This is a genomic window from Metabacillus herbersteinensis (genome assembly GCF_042433335.1).
GTDB lineage: Bacteria > Bacillota > Bacilli > Bacillales > Bacillaceae > Metabacillus > Metabacillus herbersteinensis.
Window position 1 is genome coordinate 18159 of sequence record NZ_JBHLVO010000042.1, and the last position, 17586, is coordinate 35744.

The window sequence follows — 17586 nt, forward strand, 5'->3', positions numbered from 1 at the left end:
CTAGAAGTTTATCTTAGCAGCTTTGTTTGTACATATGGAGGGGAAATCATGGAGGTTACAGAAAGACTATCGTTTTTCGCAGGTTTATATCGGGTAGATCAAAATCCAGAGCTTGGCATGTGGTTTTTGTATTTTACAATATTAGGCTTATCTATTGTTGTTTATAAGTTGGGATTTGCTAAGAAACTACCGATCCTAAAGTCTGCACTTATTTATTCTTTTTTAGCCCTTGGCTGTACAGTGCTTACATTCTTAGGTATCTTTTTACCAGTAGGAGAGGGACTAATTGTAGCTGCTCTTATCCTGATTATCTACAAAATCCGTCTTTATCAGTCAAAAAAAAATGGTAGTGAAACCAATTGAAGTCATTACAAGATGCTTTATATAATTGGCTGACAATTAAGGTGGTAGCAGATGCAAGGATGGATGATACTGCTGCTCAGGACACAGCTGATATTTTTCTACGGATTTTAAGAAATGAACATCATATTCATACAATAAATGTGGAACGTGAGGAATTGATGTACCTCATAACGTATCAGGTGGACGAAAACGAAAAAACAGTGAAGTTTCCAACAGAGTTAATCGATGTAATGTTGAATCAAATGATAGACGAGCCCGAGAAATTTAAAAATTACCCCAATAAATAAACCCTGTCTTTATTCTAAAAAGTCAGGGTTTATTTATTTTGAAATGAAGCTATTGCTAAAACGACTGCAAACAAACAGTGTCCGACACTCCACCAGATAATCGAGATCCAATCAAATAATGCTGGTGTATCTTTAATTGCTAATAAGGTTAACGGGAAATAGAGGAAGAGTGTTGGCATCGTTAACCCGAACGAGAAAAGCAGTCTCTTTTTAAATGATGAAAGCTGGAACTTTTCACAACTATACATAAAGAAAATGCCAATCCCCACAGCAACTACCAAATGCATTAGAAATTCAAACCACTCAGGTAACGTTTGTTTATAAATAAAATCGATATTTAACATTAGAGTATATACTTTAAACCCGAGTAATATTTGCACTGTTTTTAGAAAAAAACCCAAAACCAACCCGCTTAAAATACCAGCGATGACGCCCCTTACTACCAATTATCATCCGTCTTTTTATCACGATATAAGTGAAAGGAGCCCGTTGCAATTCGTTTATTTGTATTCAATTCAATACGTTCATAACACTCTTTGCACATATATGTATGAATTGGACGGTTTCTTAACCGTTTGGCCATCAATGTTTCATCCTCAATTGATTCAACTTTATCGCAAATTACACATTTAACTCTCACAATACCACCTCTTACAAATCTTTTTATTCAAAAGTATACCACGTATCCAAAAAAAATCCGATTGTTACTGTTTATAGTTGGAACTGAAAATAAAATAGAGTATGATTAACCTATTAAATACTAATGGAGGGGAAATGGATGGCGAATAAAGTTGAAACAACATTAATTCAACCTTTATACGAAGCGCTCCAAAAAGAGCGGTTTGTAATGGTTTCTACGATTGACCATGAAACAGGTGCACCGAATGTAAGTGCAGTATCGTGGGTCTATGCTCCTAGTCATGAACTTGTTTATATTGCAGTAGATCAACGCTCAAGAATTGTTGAAAATATCAAAAAGCATCCTGCTACTGCATTAAATTTGATTGCGAATGAATCTACATATTCAATTAATGGTAATGCACATGTTAAAGAGGAAAAACTTGAAGGTGTGCCTTTAAAGTTATCTTTAATTCAACTTGCGGTCTCAGAAGTGCGTGATGTGATGTTTTACGGGTCGAAAATTTCTTCAGTACCTAAGTACGAAAAAACCTATGATGAAAAAGCAGCTGCTAAACTTGATCAACAAGTGTTGGATGCAATGAAAAAAGCTTAGTCTTGAAGACTGAGCTTTTTTCGTACTTAGATCATTTAGAGGAACACTAATCCTTTTTGTCCATTTGATTGTTTGATTGATCTTGTTGTTCCTTATTCAGTTCTTTTTCTTCTTGAGGATTTAGTTGATCTTGTTCCTGTTCAGTTGGTTCCTTTTGCTGATTATCTAAAATATCTGCTGGAATCTCTGGAATGACTCGTCCAACAATTGCAGCTAATTCATCTAGAATGCCTAAGACGGGTCTTCCGTCTTCGATTTCACGGGCCATTTCCCTTAATCGTTCATTTGTATCAGCATCAGCGATAATAACTGAATTTGCGCCATGTGGGTCATGTTTTAAACTTTCTGCTACCGAATACTTTATTGACTCTGCTTTGTTACGGTCTAATTTTGAATCAATGTCGATTCCAACTACTGCGTATTTTCCCAGTACAACTGCTGTTGCGTCATTGACACCTGGAATTCGTGTAGCAATGTCAACGAGATGTTTAGATATTTGTTGCCCAGTTTCTTTATCAACAGGGTCTTCCACACTGTTTTTTACATTGATGGGTTTTGTTTCATATTCATTTGCTGATTCACCTTGTGAGCCTTCGTTTGTTGAACAACCAGATATTACAAAGGTCAAGATCAGCAAAACAGTTAACAAATGTCGCATGGAATCACTCCTTTTTTGTAAAGCTTTCTCTTGATTTTTAATTTTATTGTTTAATAAACCTTCTATATTTATTCATTAATTCATATATTTTAGCAACGCTTCATTCACAGCTTGACCTAAGCAACCCTTACGAATATTTGTTTCACTCCAAAAAAAACAGCGGAGTAGGAGGCGGAGGATCTGAGTAAGATTTATGTATTGGACACAAATGTACTATTACAGGATCCACATTCAATTTTTTCATTCGAAGATAACGAGGTCGTCATTCCAGCAGTGGTCTTAGAAGAGGTGGATTCTAAAAAGCGATATATGGATGAAATTGGCCGAAATGCCAGACAAGTATCGAAGTTAATTGACAAATTAAGAGAAACGGGAAGACTACATGAAAAGATTCCTTTACCGAACGGTGGATCTCTAAGAATTGAACTTAATCATCGTTCCTTTCATCAACTTCAAGAAATTTTTGTAGAAAAAACAAATGATAATCGAATTTTAGCAGTAGCAAAAAACTTATCTCTTGAAGAGCAAACGAAAGAAAATGGAAAACTTGTTATTTTAGTTAGTAAGGATACACTTGTTCGAGTTAAAGCAGATGCAATCGGGTTATTAGCTGAAGATTTCTTAAGTGATCGTGTTGTAGAAATGGATCATATTTACACTGGCTTCTTAGATTTGTACATAAGCAGTGATAACTTAGATCGTTTTTATGATAAAAGCGAGCTTCTGCTGTCTGAAGTATCAAATCACCCTTTTTACCCTAATCAATTTATTATAATGAAGGATGCTCTTGGTGGATCTTCTTCAGCGGTTGGGAAAGTTGACAAAACAGGAAAAAAAGTGAAAAGGCTTGTTTTCGATCATGATCATATTTGGGGAATTAGAGCACGAAATGTTCAACAAACGATGGCGCTCGAACTGCTTCTTCGTAATGATTTACCATTAGTAACGTTAATTGGTAAAGCGGGAACCGGGAAAACATTGCTTGCGTTAGCGGCAGGTTTAATGCAGACAGAAGACCTGGGTGAATATAAGAAACTCTTAGTTGCGAGGCCAATTGTCCCAGTTGGCAAGGATATCGGATTTTTACCAGGAGAAAAAGAAGAGAAGTTAAGACCTTGGATGCAACCAATTTATGACAACCTCGAATATTTATTTAATGCAAAAAAACCAGGCGAACTTGATGCGATTTTGGCTGGAATGGGATCTATTGAAGTAGAGGCATTAACTTACATTCGGGGCAGAAGTATACCTGATCAATTTATTATCATTGATGAAGCACAAAATTTAACAAAACACGAAGTAAAAACGATCTTAACTCGTGTTGGAGAGCGAAGTAAGATTGTGTTAATGGGCGATCCAGAACAAATAGATCATCCGTATTTAGATGAATACAATAATGGTCTAACATATGTTGTTGAAAAATTTAAGGAACAACCAATTGCAGGGCACGTTCGCCTAGTTAAAGGTGAACGATCAGGTTTGGCTCAGCTTGCAGCAGACCTACTTTAAAGTAAAAAACAAAGATGGTGACTCTCTTATAAGAAAGTCACCATCTTTAGCCTTTATTTAATAAAAATTTCTCTAACATTTTTTATCGGATCGTTCTCGTTTGATCCGTCTCCATAGTACACGTGGATTGGTCCATCTTCCTTTAAAGGCTTACCATCTTTGCTGAAGCCTAGAATAGCGTCATTCGCTTCTTCTATCGTCATTGTAACAATTCCTGTAGCAGTTACAAATTGAACCTCTTCAGCATGGGGCTGTATCTGAGCATTCATTAAAAAAGGGTTTAATGGAATGCCAAAAGTTCCAGTTAAAAGGCGTTGTTTTTCATATTTTTTTTCTGTTTTTAATGTCGGTGGTAAAATAGCGCCTTCACGAATTTCTCTGTCCCAATGCTGTGATGCGGCCTTTGTGTATTCCTCTAATTCATCTGGTTTTTTCACACTTTGTTTAAAAAAAGTTGTTAAATCTTCTTTACGATCATCAAATATAAAAACTCCAGCGTCTAATGTTATTTTATAGTTTACAGACCCTTTTATCATAAGTATTGAATCCAATTGAAAACACTCCTTTTCTAACTTAATGAAAGTATAAATGCTTTCAGCCCTTTTGTCACTTTTCAAAATGGGGCATATTAAGGAAAAAAATGATCAGGAGTGTATGGGAATGCCTTGTGAAACAAATGAAGAACTTGTTGATCTTTTAGAAAGTGTGAGAGGAACAACAAAACTCGGTAAAGTAGCAGATTATATTCCTGCTCTAGGGAAAGCTGAAGCAAAAGATCTTTCTGTTGCAATTTATCATGTTGAAAATTCCTGTATGTCTGCTGGAGATGTTGAAAAGCTTTTTACCTTGCAAAGTATTTCAAAAGTTTTAGCACTAGCTTTTGTGCTAATGGATCACGGAGAAGCAGACGTTTTCGAATTAATAGGGATGGAACCTACAGGTGATCCTTTTAATTCGATGATTAAGCTTGAAACACATAACCCTTCAAAGCCTTTAAATCCAATGATCAATGCGGGAGCACTTGCTGTTACAAGCATGATAAAAGGATCGTCAAAAGACGAAAAATTTGATCGGTTGTTGCAGTTTATCAAACTCCTCTCAAATAATGATAAAATCTCTTACTGTAAAGAAGTAGCATCATCTGAATTTGATACGGCCCATTTGAACAGAGCCATTTGTTACTTTATGAAACAGCATGGTATTATTAAAGATAATGTAGAGGATTTAATGGAGATTTACACGAAACAATGTGCCATACAAATGCACAGCATGGATTTAGCGAAAATAGGTGCTGTCTTTGCATTAGACGGAATCCATCCTGAAACAGGAGAAAGACTAATAAGAGATGACATTGCGAGAATATGTAAAACCTTCATGGTCACCTGTGGCATGTATAATGCATCGGGGGAATTTGCGATAAAAATAGGTATACCAGCTAAAAGCGGGGTTTCGGGTGGAATTATGGGAATCGTACCCTATCAATTTGGAATCGGCATTTTTGGCCCGTCCCTTGATGAGAAGGGAAACAGTATTGCCGGTATTAAATTATTAGAGAGATTGTCAAAAAAATATAAGTTAAGTATTTTTTGATATTCTACAAAAAAAATTTCGATTTAATGCGTGACTACTGACTGTTAGTTCTTGCTTTTTTCTCTCATTGCCTTTAATATTAATAGATAGAATAGGGTAATCGCTCGGAAACGGAGGGATTCATTTGGCGTCTGAGATTGCAATTGATCATCGGGAAAAAGCACTTGCTGTATTACAAGCAGATGCTAGCAAAATAATGAAACTAATAAAAGTCCAAATGGACAATTTAACGATGCCTCAATGTCCTCTTTACGAAGAGGTTTTAGATACACAAATGTTTGGTTTATCAAGAGAAATAGACTTTGCTGTGCGACTCGAATTAATTAAAGAACGTGAAGGTAAAGCTTTGCTTGACACACTCGAAAGAGAATTGTCTGCACTGCACGATGCATTCACAACAAAATAAAGTGCAAAACTCAAACTATTTTATACGAATAGTTTGAGTTTTTTTATACATATTAGGTAATCCCTTTTTGTAAACATGAGAGTTTTTTCATGAACTTTTAAATGAAGTTACTTTTTATTTACAAAGATGTAGTAAAATAAAGACAACCCTAGTTTTGATAAGGAAGAGATATAAATGCTGAAAAAAATTCTAAAATCATATGATTATTCTTTAATATTAGCTATTTTTTTGTTATGTGCTTTTGGTCTTACGATGATTTATAGTTCAAGTATGATAACAGCTGTTGCAAGATATGGATATGAACCAGATCATTTTTATCAGCGACAAAAAATGGCATTGACTCTCGGTTCTTTCGTATTTCTGATTATGATGTTTTTACCTTATAGAATTTTTTTAAATAGTAAGCTATTAAAGTTTATTATGTTGGGATCTTTATTAATTTTAGGTTCACTCTTCTTTTTTGGACATGCAGCTGGTAATGCACAAAGCTGGATTAAGGTAGGTGGGTTGAGCCTTCAACCGGGAGAATTCGTAAAGTTGAGTGTAATTATCTACTTAGCTGCTGTTTACAATAAGAAGCAATCTTATATAAATAAATTTGGAAAGGGGGCTTTGCCACCGCTCGTATTTACAATTTTAGTCTGTCTGTTTGTGGCGATTCAACCTGACTTTGGGACAGCATTCATAATCGGGATGATTGCAGTATGTATGATTTTGTGTTCGGGAATGGGAATTAAAAATATCTTTAAATTTTTAGCACTTGGATTAGCAGGTCTTATTGTGATTTCTCCAATTCTATTATTAAATGCGGATGACATATTCTCTAAAGAAAGAATAAGTCGTTTTATTGGTTTTGCAGACCCCTTTAAATACGTGAAGGATGAAGGGTATCACCTGGTCAATTCCTTTTATGCAATCGGATCTGGTGGTCTCTCAGGAGTAGGCCTTGGGCAAAGTGTTCAAAAATATGGTTATCTTCCTGAATCGCACACGGATTTTATTATGGCCATCATCGCTGAAGAACTGGGAATTTTAGGTGTGCTTTTTGTTTTGGTCCTTTTATCCTTTATTGTTTTAAAAGGATTTTCAATAGCTCGTAATTGTGATGATCCATTTGGAACGCTATTAGCGGTTGGTATTTCAAGTATGATTGCGATCCAAACAATGATTAATCTTGGTGGTTTAACTGGATTAATTCCAATCACTGGTGTACCATTACCTTTTATAAGCTATGGTGGTTCATCGATTCTCTTATTGATGATGTCAATGGGACTACTCGTCAATGTGTCAATGTTTGTGAATTACCGACATTCCTATAAAAAGAAGGAAGTCCAGCCAAAGCCAGAACCATTATACCAAGTCAAACAAAGAACCAATCAAGCTAATAATTAGTTTATGACATACTATATATCAATGTGTTATACTAATTAAAATAAATTAATAGTTCTAACAAAAGGGGGAGAATTATGTCGCAGAAAAAAATTCAAAAATTATTAGTAGCTAACCGAGGGGAAATCGCGATTCGAGTTTTCCGTGCCTGTACAGAATTAAATATTCGTACTGTTGCTATTTATTCTAAAGAGGATACTGGTTCATATCATCGCTATAAAGCAGATGAAGCATATCTTGTTGGTGAGGACAAAAAACCAATTGATGCGTATCTGGACATAGAGGGCATTATTGATATTGCCAAAACCAACGATGTTGATGCGATCCATCCAGGTTATGGATTTTTGTCAGAAAACATTCATTTTGCAAGACGTTGTGAAGAAGAAGGAATTATCTTTGTTGGACCTACTTCAAAACATTTGGACATGTTTGGTGATAAAGTAAAGGCCCGTACTCAAGCGGAATTAGCGGAAATCCCTGTTATTCCAGGTAGCGATGGACCTGTAAACAGCGTAGATGAGTTAGTGAAGTTTGGAGAAGAACATGGGTATCCTTTTATCATTAAAGCATCTTTAGGTGGCGGCGGAAGAGGGATGCGAATTGTTCGCAGCTATGCCGGTGTGAAAGAATCGTTTGAGAGAGCGAAATCAGAAGCAAAATCAGCTTTTGGTAATGATGAAGTATATGTTGAGAAATTGATTGAAAATCCAAAGCATATTGAAGTTCAAATTATTGGTGATCAAGCAGGTAATATTGTTCACTTGTATGAAAGAGATTGCTCTGTTCAGAGAAGACATCAAAAAGTAGTCGAAGTTGCACCAAGTGTTTCTCTTACTGAGGAATTACGAAATGATATTTGTGCAGCAGCAGTCAAAATCATGAAAAATGTCGATTATATAAATGCGGGTACTGTAGAGTTTTTAGTTGCTAAGGGTGAATTTTACTTTATTGAAGTAAATCCTCGTGTCCAAGTTGAGCATACGATTACAGAAATGATTACAGGTATTGATATTGTTCAAACTCAGATTTTAGTTGCTGAAGGTCTTGAACTAGCAAGTAAGGAAATTGGCATTCCTTCTCAAGATGTTATTATTACTCATGGATATGCGATCCAATCTCGTGTAACAACTGAAGATCCATTAAATAATTTTATGCCCGATACTGGTAAGTTGATGACTTATCGTTCTGGTGGAGGATTTGGAGTTCGTTTAGATGCGGGCAACGGTTTCCAAGGGGCAGTTATTACGCCACATTATGATTCGTTATTAGTTAAGCTCTCAACATGGGCGCTTTCATTTGACCAAGCTGCATCTAAAATGGTCAGAAACTTAAGGGAATTCCGAATTCGAGGAATTAAGACGAACATTCCTTTCCTAGAAAACGTTGTTAAGCATGAGAACTTCCTATCAGGCTCATACGACACGTCTTTTATTGACTCATCACCTGAGTTATTTGTGTTTCCTAATCGGAAAGACCGGGGAACAAAGATGCTTACGTATATTGGTAATGTTACAGTTAATGGATTCCCAGGAATCGGTACGAAAAAGAAACCACTTTATGATAAGCCGTCTATTCCAAAAGTGAATCTATTAGAAGATTTGCCAAAAGGAACGAAAAATATTCTTGATGAACAGGGACCTGAAGGCGTTGTTAACTGGATTCGTGAACAGAAGCAAGTCCTTTTAACAGATACAACGTTTAGAGATGGACATCAGTCTTTATTAGCAACCCGTGTTCGGACTGCGGATTTAAAACAAATTGCTGATCCAACAGCGAGGCTCATGCCTGATCTATTTTCATTAGAAATGTGGGGCGGAGCAACGTTTGATGTGGCCTATCGCTTCTTAAAGGAAGATCCTTGGGAGCGCTTATTAACAATTCGCAATCAATCTCCAAATATACTTTTACAGATGCTTTTAAGAGCTTCGAATGCTGTAGGTTATAAAAATTATCCAGATAACGTTATAAAGGAATTCGTTGAAAAGTCTGCTCAAGCAGGTGTGGATGTATTCCGTATTTTTGACAGCTTAAATTGGGTAAAAGGAATGACTTTAGCGATTGATGCAGTCCGTGATTCAGGAAAGCTAGCAGAGGCAGCAATTTGTTATACAGGTGACATCTTGGACCCTACTAGAAGAAAATATGATCTTGATTACTACAAAGAGATTGCAAGAGAGCTTGAGCAATCTGGTGCACATATCTTAGCAATAAAAGATATGGCTGGGTTATTAAAGCCACAAGCCGCTTATGAGTTAATTTCTACTTTGAAGGATACAGTTGATCTTCCAATACACCTTCATACACATGATACAAGCGGAAACGGTCTCTTTGCCTATGCTAAAGCGATTGAAGCTGGAGTAGATATTGTCGATGTTGCAGTTAGTTCGATGTCTGGTTTAACCTCTCAACCAAGTGCAAACTCTTTGTATCATGCACTTCAAGGAACAGAGCGTCAGCCTCAGTTCAATATTGATGGAATGGAAAAGCTTTCACAGTATTGGGAAGGAATAAGAAAGTATTATCAAGACTTCGAAAGTGGAATGAATTCACCTCATTCTGAAATTTATATGCATGAAATGCCTGGAGGACAGTATAGTAATCTTCAGCAACAGGCTAAAGCAGTAGGACTTGGTGACAAATGGAATGAAGTAAAGGGAATGTACCGCAGGGTGAATGATATGTTCGGTGATATTGTTAAGGTAACTCCTTCTTCAAAAGTAGTAGGGGACATGGCTTTATTCATGGTACAAAATAATCTTTCTGAAGAAGATATTTTTGAACGTGGCGAAACACTAGACTTCCCTGATTCAGTTATTGAATTGTTTGAAGGTTATTTAGGTCAACCACATGGCGGTTTTCCAAAAGAATTACAGCGAATTATTTTAAAAGGTAGAAAACCAATCACTGTTCGTCCAGGCGAATTGCTCGAGCTTGTTAATTTTCAAAGTATGAAAGAAGAGTTGTTCCATACTCTCGGACGTCCTGTCACAAGCTTTGAATTAATTGCAAATGCCTTATATCCTAAGGTATTCTCTGAGTATATTAAAACTTATGAGCAATTCGGTGATGTTTCAGTCCTTGACACACCTACGTTTTTATACGGTATGAGATTAGGAGAAGAAATTGAGATCGAAATCGAAAAGGGAAAAACCTTAATAGTCAAACTGATCTCATTAGGTGAACCACAAGCTGATGGAACACGAATTGTTTATTTTGAATTGAATGGTCAGCCTCGTGAGGTTGTCATTAAAGATGAAAGCATCAAGTCAACTGTAGCATCAAAATTAAAAGCTGATCGAGATAACATTGAGCATATCGGTGCTTCAATGCCTGGTACGGTTATTAAGGTACTAGTGGAAAAAGGTGAACGCGTAAACAAAGGCGATCACTTAATGATTACAGAAGCAATGAAAATGGAAACAACTGTACAAGCTCCGTATGCAGGAGTAATAAAAGAGATTTATGTTTCAAACGGTGAAGGTATTCAAACAGGAGATTTATTAATAGAATTAACTAAATAAGTACAATCTAAGGGATGCAATGTGCATCCCTTTTTACATATTTCTAAGAATAGAAATAGAAAAAGTCAACTAGCTAATGGACTAGTTGACTTTTTTTGTAAATAAGGAATGTTTATTTGGTTACACTATGATGATCAAGATCTGCTTTTGAATTGGTTTCGGAAAGTAATCCACTTCTGCTAACTAGGAGAATAAAGTAGCTTAAAACACCGAATAAACAAGAAATAAATAATGCGTGTGCTAGTGAGATATACAAGTTTAAGCCTGTTAGAACTACTAGTGCTCCAGAGATAACCTGAAGCGATACGAGTGTGAATGCCACAACCCATCCCCAATAGATAACGCGCTGATGCTTGTGGTGTTTGATTGCACGCCAGGTAGCAATTGCGATCCAGATGAAAATAATACTCGCTGCGAAGCGGTGCCCCATTTGAATCCACTCATGTAGTGTAGTGGGCATTCCACCGGCTCTAGGACTGCATAATGGCCAATCCGGACATGCGAGGCTCGCACCTTTATGTCGAACGAAGGCTCCACTGTAAACAACTAAATAAGAATAAACAATTACTCCTACCATGTGAAATTTCATCGTTTTATTAATAATAAGAGATTTCGCATCAAACTTCTTGTCTACTTCAAAAATTAAAAGTGTTAACAATAATACTGATGCAAAGGAAATCAGTGAAATTCCAAAGTGAAGAGCTAGAATGGCATCTGATTGTCCCCACATCACAGCTCCGGCCCCAATTAACGCCTGTAACATTAGAAAAAAGAATGATAAAATAGCAAGGAATTTAGTTTCGCGGATGTGACCAATCGATCTCCACGTCCAAATTGAAAGAACAAGAACAAGGATACCAGCGAGTCCACTTACCAAGCGATGACTCAGTTCTATAATTAGTTCAAATGATATCGAACTCGGGATGAGTTCACCATGACATAGTGGCCACGAATCCCCACAGCCTGCACCCGATTCAGTCTTAGTGACCAAAGCCCCGCCTAGTAATACAAATAGCATAACAATGGTTGTTAGTACGGCAAACCATTTTAAAGCACGCTGCAAAAAGTTCACCTTCTTATATATAAAGTTTATGTCTCATGAGCTATAGCAAATACTTAATTGATACTACACAATGAGATAGGAAAAGACAATAAATAACGCAAAATGTTCACAAAGTTATTGGACGTTATGTGAAAGAACATTATAAAATAACTATACTAATAATAAAATTGCCATTAACTATCTATTTTCGAAGATAAACAAAATGTTTTATGATAAAATAGAAAGGCTTGATTAACTATGGATTAACAAAAGTCTATAATAACGTATTTGAGAGTGCCTTACCCTTCACAAATTCGACAAAGTTAATTCATGAAATGTTCACAAAAAAATGTCGAATTATGATTTAATTTCAAGGAGAGCATTTTTTATACTGGTTTTTTAGTATCATAATTAGAGGGAATTGTATAGTTGGAACCGCCTTCATTCTATTTAATTTAGAGTGGATATACGGGCAAAAGGAGGTATAGTAATGGCGAATGCAAGGGCGATAGATGGGTCATCGATTGAACACGGTACCCGAGACATCCCTGAAACAACAATGTGGAGTGATTTCCTCGCATTGATTAAAGTGGGAATTGTAAACTCAAATTTAATTACAACCTTTACTGGGTTGTGGTTAGCACTATATTATAGTGGAAAAGGGTTTATTGCTAATATAGATATAGTGTTGTATACATTAATAGGCTCTACTCTGGTCATTGCAGGTTCATGTGCAATTAACAATTTTTACGACCGTGATATTGATCCCCTGATGGAGCGTACTAAATCTAGACCAACAGTTACTGGGAAGATTAATCCATATCAAGCACTTTGGATGGGAATCGTCCTCTTAACTTTAGGATTTGTGTTTCTTCTAATGACGACAATAACCGCTACTATTATTGGGTTAATAGGTGTCGTCACATATGTATTTCTTTATACAATGTGGTCAAAACGTCTCTACACAATCAACACTGTTATTGGAAGTGTCTCAGGAGCGGTACCTCCGCTAATTGGATGGGCAGCAATTGACTCGAACTTGAGTGTAGTAGCATGGGTATTATTCTTAATTATGTTTATTTGGCAGCCTCCGCACTTCCTAGCCTTGGCAATGAGAAGATGTGAGGAGTATCGGGCTGCAAACATTCCGATGCTTCCTGTAGTTCATGGATTTGAGATAACAAAACGTCAAATCATGGTTTGGGTTGCCTGTTTGTTACCACTTCCATTTTATCTATATGAACTTGGGATTGGTTTCCTCATTTTAGCAACAGCACTAACGGTTGGTTGGGGAGTTATTGGATTATTAGGCTTTAAAGTTAAAGATGATATTAAGTGGGCAACATGGATGTTTGTCTACTCAATCAACTATTTAACGATTCTTTTTGTTGCAATGGTGATTTTTACCATTGTCTAACTCTGAAATTCTTTCTTAAAAAGAATTTATTATAGAAGGAATTCTCATTTTCTACTAAGAAAATTGAGAATAAATTACTGAAAGAGGGGTTTGATTTAGCTATGAAAAAGTGGCTGACAAAATGGCGTCTATTTTATCTATTTGCATTGATGACGCTTGTCTTAGCCGGCTGTGGTGAACCGTTTCTTTCCACGCTTCGACCTGCTGGTGAAGTAGCGGATATGCAGTACGACATTATTATGTTGAGTACGATCATGATGGTTGTTGTCATTGCAGTCGTAACAGTAATCTTCATTTATGTTGTTGTACGTTTCCGTCGACGCAAAAATGAAGAAAACAAAATTCCTGAACAAGTTGAAGGAAATCATAAGCTTGAAATCATTTGGACTGTTATTCCTATTCTCTTGTTACTTGTACTAGCAGTTCCTGTCGTATCTTCAACATTCCAGCTTGCTGATGTTGATATTATGGATGATGAAAATCGCAAACCAGAGGAGGCTCTTGTTGTAAACGTAAGAGCGAATTTATACTGGTGGGAATTTGAATATCCAGACCACAAGATCGTTACAAGTCAAGATCTAGTTGTTCCAACTGATGAAAAAGTTTACTTTAATTTAATTTCTTCAGATGTTAAGCACTCATTCTGGATTCCAGCAATTGGTGGGAAAATGGATACAAACACCGATAATGTGAACAAATTATGGTTGGAATTTGACTCTGAGCGTGCCGATGATGCTGGAGAATATTTCTATGGTAAATGTGCTGATCTTTGTGGACCATCACATGCACTTATGGACTTCAAGGTAAAAGCGTTACCACGAGAAGAATTTGATCAGTGGGTCGGAGAAATGACTTCATACGAACAAATTGCTGAGGGAGACTTAGCCAAGCAAGGTGAACAGTTATTTGAAGAAAAGGGTTGTATTGGTTGTCATGCTGTTAGCCCGCTTGACGAAAGACCAGAACAAGCCAGAACTGCACCTAACTTAGCAACCTTCGGAGAACGTTCTCGTATCGCTGGGATTATGCCACATAACGAAGAAAACATTCGTGCATGGTTAGAAGATCCAGAAAGCTACAAGCCAGGAAACAAAATGACTAACACGTATCCTGAGCTAAATGATCAAGAACTAGACGCTTTAACAGAGTACTTAAAAGGTTTAAAAATCGAAGACTAATTAGTCATTAGTATATTAAAGGGAGGTAACACTGTGAGCACGTTGACTCAGAAGAAAGGGGTCGGTGCGGTAATTTGGGACTACTTAACAACAGTAGATCACAAGAAAATCGCGATCCTTTACCTGATTTCCGGTGGCTTCTTCTTCCTTGTAGGTGGATTAGAAGCAATGCTTATCCGCATACAGCTAGCGATTCCGAACAATGACTTTGTTAGTGCAGGTCTCTATAATGGGATTTTAACAATGCACGGAACAACAATGATCTTCCTAGCTGCTATGCCACTAATATTCGCATTAATGAACGCAGTAGTACCGCTTCAAATTGGGGCGCGTGACGTAGCATTTCCATTCTTAAACTCTTTAGGGTTTTGGTTATTTTTCTTTGGAGGAATATTCTTAAACCTAAGTTGGTTCTTAGGTGGCGCGCCAGATGCAGGTTGGACATCTTACGCTTCCTTAGCGCTAGAATCACCTGGACATGGAATTGACTTTTATTTACTAGGGTTACAGGTCTCCGGATTAGGTACCTTAATAGCCGGGATTAACTTCCTTGTTACGATTATTAACATGCGCGCACCAGGTATGACCTATATGCGTATGCCTTTATTCACATGGACGACCTTCGTAGCATCTGCACTTATTTTATTTGCTTTCCCTGCATTAACTGTAGGTTTAGCATTGCTTATGTTCGACCGTTTATTTGGCACTAGTTTCTTTGATCCAGCAATGGGTGGGAACACTGTCATTTGGGAACACTTATTCTGGATCTTTGGACATCCAGAAGTATATATCTTGATATTACCTGCGTTTGGTGTTTTCTCTGAAATCATTCCTGTGTTTTCAAGGAAACGATTATTTGGGTATTCATCGATGGTGTTTGCAACCGTGCTAATTGGTTTCTTAGGATTCATGGTTTGGGCACATCACATGTTTACGACTGGACTTGGTCCGATCGCTAACGCCATTTTTGCAGTAGCAACAATGGCGATTGCAGTACCAACGGGTATTAAGATTTTTAACTGGTTATTCACTATGTGGGGCGGCACAATTCGTTTTACAACGCCAATGATCTGGTCTGTTGCATTTATACCAACATTCCTAATGGGTGGAGTAACTGGGGTTATGTTAGCTGCAGCTTCTGCTGACTATCAATACCATGACACGTATTTCGTTGTAGCTCATTTTCATTATGTAATCGTTGGTGGTTTGATTTTTGCATTATTTGCTGGTGTAACATTTTGGTGGCCGACAATGTTTGGTAAAATGTTAAATGAAATGTTAGGAAAAATAACTTTTGTATTATTTTTCACCGGGTTCCATTTAACATTCTTTATTCAACATTTTCTTGGATTAATGGGCATGCCGCGTCGTGTTTTCACTTTCTTACCTGGTCAAGGGTTAGAATTAGGAAACGTCATTAGTACAATTGGCGCATTCTTTATGGCAGTTGCTACAATCGTATTTTTCTATAACATTGTCGTTACTTCTGTTAAAGGTAAAAAAGTTGGTATGGATCCATGGGGTGACGGACGTACACTTGAATGGGCAATTTCTTCTCCACCACCAGAGTACAACTTTAAACAAACACCACTTGTCCGTGGATTAGATGCACTATGGGTTGAGAAGATGGAAGGCAAGAAAGAGATGACTCCTGCAGAGCCAATAGGAGATATTCATATGCCTAACGGTTCAATCTTACCATTCATCATTTCACTAGGTTTGTTTGTTGTATCATTTGGACTTTTGTACCGTGAAGACTATGGTTGGGGGCTTCCGGCCATAGTAGTAGGGTTCATTATTACATTAGGAGCAATGTTCCTTCGTTCAGTAATCGATGATCACGGCTATCACATTCATAAAGAAGATTTAATTGATGATAACCAAAAAGGGGGTAAGGTATAATGCAACACGCTGAAGAAAAATTAACAGCTGAAAAATTTCCTGCTGCGCCTGAAAAGGCAACCCTTGAAGGTAAAAATAAATTCACTGGTTTTTGGTTATTCTTAGGTGGAGAGACAGTTTTATTCGCTTGTCTCTTTGCAACATTCTTAGCATTAAGAGAATCTACTGCAGGTGGAGCATCTACTCAGGAACTCTTTGAACCTTTAATCGTTTTTGTTGCAACAATGTTGCTTTTAACATCAAGTTTAACAAGTGTTTATGCAATGTATCATATGAAGAACTTTAATTTTGCTAAAATGCAGCTTTGGTTGGGAATTACGGTCCTTTTAGGGGCAGCTTTCCTAGCATTAGAAATTTATGAGTTCACACATTATATTCATGAGTATGAATTTACAATTACAAGTAGTGCATTAGGTTCTGCCTTTTATACACTTGTTGGAACGCATGGTCTCCACGTTGCCTTTGGTTTACTGTGGATTATCACTTTAATGGTTCGTAATGCAAAGCGCGGACTAGATTTATACAACGCTCCTAAATTCTATGTAGCAAGCCTTTACTGGCACTTCATTGACGTTGTTTGGGTATTCATCTTTACGGTTGTATACTTAATGGGAATGGTGGGATAAACTGATGGCGACCAATCAAAACTCAGGAAACCCAAATGTAGATATTGCTTATCGACGTAAAAAGAATGCAGAAGATATGAAGCACCAAGTCGTAACTTTTGCTTTGATGATTTTTTTAACACTAATCGCATTTGTTACAGTTGGATATGATGGGATTGAACTTTGGTTTAAGGTACCATTCATTATTCTATTAGCAGTGATCCAGGTTATTTTCCAACTCTATTATTTCATGCACATGAGTCATAAAGGACATGAAACCCCAGCGTTATTTTTATACTCTGGTTTAGCTGTTGGATTAATCACGGTTTTAACTTTTGTAACGATTATTTGGTGGTAAGGAAAAAGGGCAATCGGTAACCCGATTGCCTTTTTTTGTGTGCCAGGCATGTTCATCAACTAGACGGTGGAAGTCCGTTATGGGCGTTGGGATATGCGAACCATTAGTCGAAGGCAAGGGTGTCCAC

The 17586-nt window shown here is 37.0% G+C and carries 18 protein-coding genes; 13 read left to right on the forward strand and 5 right to left on the reverse strand.

The features are described 5' to 3' along the window. Positions 1 to 45: 45 nt before the first annotated feature. A complete protein-coding gene (locus ACFFIX_RS25565; RefSeq protein WP_378939199.1) occupies positions 46 to 363 on the forward strand; it encodes a YlaH-like family protein in 318 nt (105 codons plus the stop codon). Then, the gene (locus ACFFIX_RS25570) at positions 360 to 650 is read left to right on the forward strand and encodes a hypothetical protein (protein ID WP_378939168.1); all 291 of its coding nucleotides are present in this window, start codon (positions 360 to 362) and stop codon (positions 648 to 650) included. The genes ACFFIX_RS25565 and ACFFIX_RS25570 overlap by 4 nt, the downstream gene beginning before the upstream one ends. 29 nt (positions 651 to 679) lie before the next feature. Here ACFFIX_RS25570 and ACFFIX_RS25575 read toward each other — a convergent pair whose 3' ends face one another. Together ACFFIX_RS25575 and ACFFIX_RS25580 are read right to left on the reverse strand one after the other, a co-directional pair. Beyond that, positions 680 to 994, reverse strand: coding sequence for a hypothetical protein (locus tag ACFFIX_RS25575; RefSeq protein WP_378939169.1), 315 nt, complete (start codon positions 992 to 994; stop codon positions 680 to 682). Between the two features lie 95 nt (positions 995 to 1089). Continuing rightward, positions 1090 to 1290 (reverse strand): YlaI family protein, encoded by a 201-nt coding sequence (locus ACFFIX_RS25580; RefSeq protein ID WP_378939171.1) that lies wholly within the window; start codon positions 1288 to 1290, stop codon positions 1090 to 1092. A gap of 138 nt (positions 1291 to 1428) precedes the next feature. On the opposite strand from ACFFIX_RS25580, the gene ACFFIX_RS25585 reads away from it, so the two are divergent. Further along, positions 1429 to 1884 carry a pyridoxamine 5'-phosphate oxidase family protein gene (locus ACFFIX_RS25585; RefSeq protein WP_378939173.1) on the forward strand — a complete coding sequence of 152 codons (456 nt, stop codon included), beginning with the start codon at positions 1429 to 1431 and terminating at the stop codon, positions 1882 to 1884. 46 nt (positions 1885 to 1930) lie between these two features. Here ACFFIX_RS25585 and ACFFIX_RS25590 read toward each other — a convergent pair whose 3' ends face one another. Next, on the reverse strand, positions 1931 to 2542 hold the full coding sequence (locus ACFFIX_RS25590) for a YhcN/YlaJ family sporulation lipoprotein (protein ID WP_378939175.1): 612 nt from the start codon (positions 2540 to 2542) through the stop codon (positions 1931 to 1933). Between the two features lie 180 nt (positions 2543 to 2722). Here ACFFIX_RS25590 and ACFFIX_RS25595 point away from each other — a divergent pair, with 180 nt between their 5' ends. Beyond that, a complete protein-coding gene (locus ACFFIX_RS25595) occupies positions 2723 to 4051 on the forward strand; it encodes a PhoH family protein (RefSeq protein WP_378939201.1) in 1329 nt (442 codons plus the stop codon). 53 nt (positions 4052 to 4104) lie between these two features. On the opposite strand, the gene ACFFIX_RS25600 is transcribed toward ACFFIX_RS25595, so the two are convergent. Further along, the gene (locus tag ACFFIX_RS25600) at positions 4105 to 4602 is read right to left on the reverse strand and encodes a peptidyl-prolyl cis-trans isomerase (RefSeq protein ID WP_378939177.1); all 498 of its coding nucleotides are present in this window, start codon (positions 4600 to 4602) and stop codon (positions 4105 to 4107) included. 109 nt (positions 4603 to 4711) lie between these two features. Between ACFFIX_RS25600 and glsA the strand changes: the two genes are divergently transcribed. The 4 genes from glsA to pyc all read left to right on the forward strand — a co-directional run bounded on the left by glsA (position 4712) and on the right by pyc (position 10957). Continuing rightward, entirely contained in the window at positions 4712 to 5641 is a 930-nt protein-coding gene (gene glsA / locus ACFFIX_RS25605; protein WP_378939202.1) for a glutaminase A, read from the forward strand. Between the two features lie 124 nt (positions 5642 to 5765). After that, positions 5766 to 6047, forward strand: coding sequence for an Fpa/YlaN family protein (locus ACFFIX_RS25610; protein WP_378939179.1), 282 nt, complete (start codon positions 5766 to 5768; stop codon positions 6045 to 6047). Positions 6048 to 6221: 174 nt separating this feature from the next. Beyond that, a complete protein-coding gene (locus ACFFIX_RS25615) occupies positions 6222 to 7439 on the forward strand; it encodes an FtsW/RodA/SpoVE family cell cycle protein (protein WP_378939181.1) in 1218 nt (405 codons plus the stop codon). A gap of 74 nt (positions 7440 to 7513) precedes the next feature. After that, the gene (gene pyc / locus ACFFIX_RS25620; RefSeq protein ID WP_378939183.1) at positions 7514 to 10957 is read left to right on the forward strand and encodes a pyruvate carboxylase; all 3444 of its coding nucleotides are present in this window, start codon (positions 7514 to 7516) and stop codon (positions 10955 to 10957) included. Positions 10958 to 11069: 112 nt separating this feature from the next. Here pyc and ACFFIX_RS25625 read toward each other — a convergent pair whose 3' ends face one another. Then, positions 11070 to 12020 (reverse strand): COX15/CtaA family protein, encoded by a 951-nt coding sequence (locus tag ACFFIX_RS25625; protein ID WP_378939186.1) that lies wholly within the window; start codon positions 12018 to 12020, stop codon positions 11070 to 11072. Between the two features lie 469 nt (positions 12021 to 12489). Here ACFFIX_RS25625 and cyoE point away from each other — a divergent pair, with 469 nt between their 5' ends. From cyoE to ctaF, 5 genes are all read left to right on the forward strand, one after another. Beyond that, complete coding sequence (gene cyoE / locus ACFFIX_RS25630; RefSeq protein ID WP_378939187.1) at positions 12490 to 13416, forward strand: heme o synthase; 927 nt, start codon at positions 12490 to 12492, stop codon at positions 13414 to 13416. A gap of 101 nt (positions 13417 to 13517) precedes the next feature. Then, on the forward strand, positions 13518 to 14594 hold the full coding sequence (gene coxB / locus ACFFIX_RS25635; protein ID WP_378939189.1) for a cytochrome c oxidase subunit II: 1077 nt from the start codon (positions 13518 to 13520) through the stop codon (positions 14592 to 14594). 33 nt (positions 14595 to 14627) lie between these two features. Beyond that, positions 14628 to 16496 carry a cytochrome c oxidase subunit I gene (gene ctaD, locus ACFFIX_RS25640; protein ID WP_378939191.1) on the forward strand — a complete coding sequence of 623 codons (1869 nt, stop codon included), beginning with the start codon at positions 14628 to 14630 and terminating at the stop codon, positions 16494 to 16496. Next, positions 16496 to 17122 (forward strand): cytochrome c oxidase subunit III, encoded by a 627-nt coding sequence (gene ctaE, locus ACFFIX_RS25645; protein WP_378939193.1) that lies wholly within the window; start codon positions 16496 to 16498, stop codon positions 17120 to 17122. The genes ctaD and ctaE overlap by 1 nt, the downstream gene beginning before the upstream one ends. A gap of 4 nt (positions 17123 to 17126) precedes the next feature. Further along, complete coding sequence (gene ctaF / locus ACFFIX_RS25650) at positions 17127 to 17459, forward strand: cytochrome c oxidase subunit IVB (RefSeq protein WP_378939195.1); 333 nt, start codon at positions 17127 to 17129, stop codon at positions 17457 to 17459. Positions 17460 to 17586 lie beyond the last annotated feature (127 nt).

Excerpts from the sequence above, each read along its gene's own strand:
- ctaE (WP_378939193.1), top strand. The coding sequence starts at position 16,496 with ATGCAACACGCTGAAGAAAAATTAACAGCTGAAAAATTTCCTGCTGCG.
- cyoE (WP_378939187.1), top strand. The coding sequence starts at position 12,490 with ATGGCGAATGCAAGGGCGATAGATGGGTCATCGATTGAACACGGTACC.
- coxB (WP_378939189.1), top strand. The coding sequence starts at position 13,518 with ATGAAAAAGTGGCTGACAAAATGGCGTCTATTTTATCTATTTGCATTG.
- ACFFIX_RS25615 (WP_378939181.1), top strand. The coding sequence starts at position 6,222 with ATGCTGAAAAAAATTCTAAAATCATATGATTATTCTTTAATATTAGCT.
- pyc (WP_378939183.1), top strand. The coding sequence starts at position 7,514 with ATGTCGCAGAAAAAAATTCAAAAATTATTAGTAGCTAACCGAGGGGAA.
- ACFFIX_RS25585 (WP_378939173.1), top strand. The coding sequence starts at position 1,429 with ATGGCGAATAAAGTTGAAACAACATTAATTCAACCTTTATACGAAGCG.
- glsA (WP_378939202.1), top strand. The coding sequence starts at position 4,712 with ATGCCTTGTGAAACAAATGAAGAACTTGTTGATCTTTTAGAAAGTGTG.
- ctaF (WP_378939195.1), top strand. The coding sequence starts at position 17,127 with ATGGCGACCAATCAAAACTCAGGAAACCCAAATGTAGATATTGCTTAT.
- ACFFIX_RS25575 (WP_378939169.1), bottom strand. The coding sequence starts at position 994 with ATGTTAAATATCGATTTTATTTATAAACAAACGTTACCTGAGTGGTTT.
- ACFFIX_RS25590 (WP_378939175.1), bottom strand. The coding sequence starts at position 2,542 with ATGCGACATTTGTTAACTGTTTTGCTGATCTTGACCTTTGTAATATCT.